The sequence below is a fragment of the Deltaproteobacteria bacterium genome (genome assembly GCA_016874775.1).
Classification (GTDB): domain Bacteria; phylum Desulfobacterota; class Binatia; order Bin18; family Bin18; genus VGTJ01.
The window spans coordinates 1-5,170 of record VGTJ01000270.1; the positions used below are offsets into that span (position 1 = coordinate 1).

Annotated in this window: 3 protein-coding genes; all 3 read right to left on the bottom strand. The window is 51.9% G+C overall.

What is annotated here, in order from left to right; translation table 11 throughout:
• Positions 1 to 216: 216 nt before the first annotated feature.
• Entirely contained in the window at positions 217 to 768 is a 552-nt protein-coding gene (locus tag FJ147_26945; GenBank protein ID MBM4259525.1) for a carboxymuconolactone decarboxylase family protein, read from the bottom strand.
• Positions 769 to 824: 56 nt separating this feature from the next.
• A complete protein-coding gene (locus FJ147_26950; protein MBM4259526.1) occupies positions 825 to 2,861 on the bottom strand; it encodes a hypothetical protein in 2,037 nt (678 codons plus the stop codon).
• A 312-nt stretch (positions 2,862 to 3,173) separates the two neighbouring features.
• A complete protein-coding gene (locus tag FJ147_26955; GenBank protein MBM4259527.1) occupies positions 3,174 to 4,976 on the bottom strand; it encodes a hypothetical protein in 1,803 nt (600 codons plus the stop codon).
• Positions 4,977 to 5,170: the final 194 nt, after the last annotated feature.

Below are 5,170 nucleotides of genomic sequence, written 5' to 3' on the forward strand. Positions count from 1 at the left end.
GCAGCTTTTTTATTCACCAATTGTTATTGGCACCAATGCCTGATCCGGCTTGGTCTGCATGCCCCCTAGTTCGCTCTCGCTGGCCTCTGTCAACAACGCCGATCGCTCACCGGTTACCGAATGGGGGCAAGAGCAGAGCGTATCACATTCAGTGAAATTTCCCACCAGATCGCTCTGCTCCCAATGACACGGTGAATCGACTCCGCAACAGGAAGGTTAGAACCCTTTCACTCCTTTATCCAGTTGCACGCCAAAGGTGTTGAGTGCCATCGACACTAAGTTATATTGGCCGACGGTAAACACGACATCCATGAGTTGTTCGGTGCTGTAGCGCTCACTCAAGGCAGCCCAGGTTTTATCGCCAATAAAGGCGTCTTTGTGGAGTTCATCAGTCGCCCGCAACAAGGTAGCATCAAACGGTGCCCACCCTGGTGCATCTGGCCCTTCTTTGATTCGTGCGATCTCTGCATCAGTCAGTCCGGCGGCTTTGCCGAATATCACATGTTGTCCCCATTCATATTCAGCTTGACACAGCCATCCAATGCGCAGGATGAGAATCTCTCGTTCGCGAGGGACCAATTTCGAGGTGTCTCCCATAACGTGGTAGGCCCAGGCGCCAAATTTTTTCGAGGCTTCCCAATGGCGGGACAAGGTGCCTAACACATTGTATACTCTCCCCTCTTTATAGACGGGTTCCAGCGTTTTACGTTGTTCGTCGGTCCATTCCGCTTCGGTCAGTGGTGTAATGCGTGGCTTTGAAAGTTTCATGCGTATTCCTCCTGGGTGTCGCTCTATACAAAAACACCGTGAGGATCAACCTTTTCTCACCGCACAGGTCGTTTGGAGAGCGTCAGCGAACGGAAATCTGTAGAACGAGTAGCCCTGGTTTCTGTCGACTTCATTGACAGTGGCTGAGCAGACGCTCCTGTCTCGCCTGAGCGCAAGATACGAGCAACGTCGTGGTGCCCGTTGCGAACCGCATGGGTCAAGGCGGTCCCTCCTGTAGTACTTTTCGTATCCACTTTCGCACCACTGCGGAGGAGGGTTTGCACGGTCTTGGTGTGACCGTTCCACGCGGCGTACATCAACGCTGTCCAGCCTTCATCGTTTTTCGCATTGACTACGGCACCGCGTTTAATTAAGGCTTGCAGGATATCCGTGCGTCCTTTCAGTGCCGCAAGCATGAGCGCGGTTCGTCCGGCGGTATTTTGCGTATTCACTTCGACCCCTTTCTTGAGCAACGCCTGCACGGTCGTCGTACGGCCTTGCATGACTGCTGTCATCAACGGGGTCAAGCCCTTTTCTTCTCTGGGAGCCGGGTGTCTCTGCAGTGTACCTTCTCGGGAACTGTTGTCCTTAGGGGGAAGGAGTCGAGCAGGTGCGACTAAAGGCGGCTTTGCCATAGCAAAGGGGTCTCTCTGTGGCTCTGCACTTTTCTTTTTCGCCTCCCGCTCAACGGGAAGGGGATTACTAAAAGCAGTAGCAATCGTAATCTCACGGACTGGTGGTTTTGCGGGGCTGACTTTCGCTTGGGTGCTCGATTCCGTAGGAGGGCGTACGGGTTGTTGTTGAGTGTGTTGCCCTGTCACGTCAGGGCGAACAATGCGGTTTGGTTTCGCAGAGGGGGAAGACACGTGTTGTGCGGAAGAAGATTTAACGGAAGGAACAGGAGGTTGGGCAGTAGGAGCGGAAGTAGGTGGGGGTGGTGGGGTAGACTTCACTTCGTCAGACTCAGGAGGTGGTCCGTTCCGTGCCACCACTTCCGTCGTTTCTGGCAGAGGGGATTGGAAAAAGAGCAAGAAACATAACACCCCAGCGGCTCCCAGTCCGACCCAGGTACTCACCAGAAACGAGGCAAAAGACCGCACGAGTGGTTGCCACGGATAGCCTCGCCGGACCGAGGTCCGCGCGACAACAGCCGGTATCGCCGGTGACGAACGTTGCGGGAGGACGTCTACGGGAACCACTGTTTCCACATGCTGGGAGATATCCACAGGGACGACGGGCTCCCCAAAGTCTGATGCAGCATCGTGCTCGTCAGGAAGAACAGCAGACGGTAAGAGTTGGAGGTCTTGCGCAACTTCCTCGATAATCGCAGGCGTTACGATCTTCTTCATTTCGATGCGAGCAATCAACAAGGCGTTATCACAAATAGTATTTATATAGCGAGGAATGCCTTGAGAGTACTCCGCAATGGCAGCAATGACCTCCGGCGGAAACAGATCGCTTCGGCGGTATCCAACCGCATTCAGGCGATGAAAAATAAACGGACCCACATCGTTTTTCTGTAAGCGGTCAAGTTGACAAGAGAGCGCAATACGATCGCGAAGAACCGTTGCGACCGGATCGTGCAGACGTTCCTCAAGTTCGAGCTGCCCTACCAAGGCAATGGGGAGCAGCACTTCGTTACCAACGGTGTAACTTGCAAGTTCGGCAAGGGCAGCCAACACCGACGGTTGAAGATGATGGGCTTCGTCAATCAACAACGCAGCGTGCTGATTCTGCTGCTGCTGTGACAAGAGAAACTTATAGAGTGCCTGTAATTGGAACGATCGACCCTGTGGTTTCTGTGGCAGCTCGAAGTCGTCACAGATGAAATCCAAGAGATCATCAAACGACAACGTAGAATATGGACAAAAGGCAAAACGGACGGAGTGCTTCAGATTGGTCATGAGCCGGCGCAGGATGGTCGTCTTTCCGGTGCCAGCCTCCCCGGTGAGGACGATTACCCCTTGTCGTTGACAAATGCCAGATAGCAGGTTTGCATAGACGCGTTGATACAGAGGCGTAGCATAGAAGATACGCGGATCTGGCGTAACGGTAAATGGGCTTTCGTGAAAGCCGAAGAAATCGTTGTACATAGATCACCCCTCACAATAAGTGAGAAGCAAAAAAGCGAGCCTGACACGTACCAACAATCGTGCGTCACTGCCTCTGCTTTGCTTCTCCCCACCTCATACATCCACCCCAATATGTCCAACCTCATCAATACAGCCGACATTTCGTTGCCTGCACTGTATTGTGGTGGCTTCTTCGACGGAATTGCTATTTTATCCGCTAGTGGTTCCTAAAAGCTAGTCGTCCATTCAGATGATTTTACGTGGCAGGTGTCCAGTAGAGACAAGGCCGATGCAGGCACACAGGAAACGGGATGAAGAGGAAGCGTGGAGTGTTCAGTTAGGGACTCCCCCACCAGCTTTTCCGTCTTGTAAAACCCGAGCAGTTTCTTGATGTCCCCTTGCTGTCGCATACAAAAGTGCAGTCTGTCCTTCTGTGTTTTTCAAATCCACTTCTGCACCACTACTGAGCAAGATCTGGACCGTCGGCGTATGGCCATTTCTCGCTGCATACATAAGAGCCGTCCAGCCTTTCGTATCTTGGAGATTTACTCGCGCGCCTTTATCAAGCAGACGTTGAAGAATATCGTTGCGCCCTTGAATCGCAGCCATCATCAAAGCTGTCCCTCCCGTAGAATTGCGTAAATTCACATCAGCGCCATAGGAGAGAAGTAGCTCTACCATCGTCGGATGGCCATGTAATGCAGCCATCATGAGAGCTGTCCAGCCTTTCTCATCGACCATATCTGGAAGAATGCCTCCTTCGCTAAGGAGACGCTCCCCTTTCTCTATATCTCCCTGTGAAGCTGCCTCAATTAATAGAGGTTCACGAGAAGAGGGGCGCCGAATTTCCCGGCCATCGGACATTTGCTCGAGTGCTTGTTGAGTCGCCCTTTCTTGATCGTTTACTGGAGGCATAGGTTCTTCTTGTGATCCTCGCGTGACAGCTGCAGTAGTAGTCGATTGAACTTGCGTGGAAGAGCCGCTTTCCTTTTTTGTTTGTTCCGCCTCCTTGTTGTCAACTTTTTTTGCTGACGTCGTATCCTTCGCTGGTGCAGGAGGCGTAATCCCACGCTGGCGGGCTATCATCGAACCTAATTCATTGCGGACCAAAACAGACATGGTCGCATCAGATAAATCTAGTGTTGGACTGTTTTGCACGCCAGAGGAAAACGATGGTAAAAGGGGTCCCTGGTCCTCATCACCATACGGAAGCAGGGTAAATGACCACAGCGCAAAAGCGAGCCCAGTGCCAGCCCACGCTAGTCTCTTCGTAACAGTCCGCCGTGAAGCAGGAGTCTTTTTACCCGGAAGCGATTTCGTAGGGGAGTTTGAGAAACGTTGGTCGATCGTGACAGGAATTCGAGGCAGTTGCTCTTGCTCCTGTTGACTAGTGACAGGTGCAACCCAGGTTGAAGCAGCTTCAGGTTGAGCTGCAGGGGTCTCTGGTCCAGGAGACACAGCCTTGTGCAGTCCTAGGTCTTGCGAGACTTCTTCGATCAGTTCAGCAGAAATGGTCTTCTCGGAAATACTATAGCCGAGTAATAAGGCATTATCACAGATGATGTTAATCAAGCGCGGGATACCTTGAGCATAAAAGGTAATACGCTCGATCGCCTCTGGGGTGAAAAGGTCTTCTCGCTCATATCCAACAGCCCGCAGCCGATGGGCAATGAACGGGCCGATGTCTCGTTCTTTGAGTCGGTCGAGTTGGCAGTGCAACGCCACCCGTTGCTTGAGTTGATAGACATTCGGCAATGCCAATTTTCGTTCCAACTCTGGTTGGCCAACCAGAAGTACGGGGAGCAACGTTTTACTCTCGGTTGTCAAATTCAAGAGATGACGAATATCTTCGAGCACTGACTCCTGGAGGTTTTGTGCTTCGTCAATCAATAATGCCGTCGCCTGCCCTTCATTCTGCCGCGCAGTCAGGAATTCCTGTAACGTTCGCAACGTTTGCAGCTGTCCGCCTTGTGAACGAGGAATTTCTAGATCATCACAAAGAAAAATCAGCAGATCATCAAATGGCAGCGTGGTATAGGTTAAATAGGCAAAGCGAACGGTTCTGCTCAGATCTCGCATGATCCGGCGGAGCATTGTCGTCTTACCAGTCCCGACTTCACCAGTCATGACGGACAAACTAGTTCCCTCACGAATACTATGAACGAGGCTATTGTAGATGCGTTGATACGAAGGCGTAGTATAGTGCGTATTCTGGTGGAAGTGATCAGCGATTCTGGGGAACGTGATCAGGTTCCCCGACCGCGAACGCTGGAGAGTGTAACTTTACTCTGAGTGATCACGTTGGGTCAAGTTTGTGCTCGTTTTTCGCA